The organism is Vibrio sp. 378 (assembly GCF_033339435.1).
In genome coordinates, this window is the sequence record NZ_JAWOUO010000968.1 from 1 (window position 1) to 560 (window position 560).

General features: G+C 47.9%; 1 pseudogene. It reads right to left on the reverse strand.

Going from position 1 to position 560, the window contains the following annotated elements:
- Positions 1-560, reverse strand: a pseudogene (locus R7Q48_RS29850) (peptidase M11); the annotation flags it as partial.

A 560-nucleotide genomic window follows, 5' to 3' on the forward strand; every position in this document is an offset into this window, starting at 1 on the left:
TGCGCCGTTAATCCAAGCTCTTGACGGGTTGCCACCAACGGTACCCATTCCAGACCAACCGCAGTTCTCTACTTTGGGATAGATATAGACTTTGCGTGAATAGCTTGACGTATCAATGCCATCCGCTTCAGCGGCTGCCGTAATGTAACTTTCAAAGCCTTTGTAATCACAACTGCTATTAATCGGCAACGTGTAGTAACCGTGTACATCACCACTCAACCACGTCTGACCAAAGGAGTTCTCTTTGTAGAAGTCGTTAACCTTTCCAAAAACCATGTCTTGAACTTCATCAATGGTCCACGGTTGCTGCGGATTGTCTTGAAAGTTAACCAGAAGCACCAACGTGCGCTGTTCGCCAAAAGTGTTTGATAACGCAGCAGAACTCGTCGTAGTCGATGCTGTAACCGTCCCCGAGCTGTCTTGCGCTAACACAGACAGTCCATCCGCTTCGTCAGCTACGACTAAAGCGTCCAATTTATCTACTAAGTCTTTGAACTTCCAACCACGCGCGCGAACTTGTGCACCCGACAGAATCGCGTTGATTGGTGATTGTGAAGAAC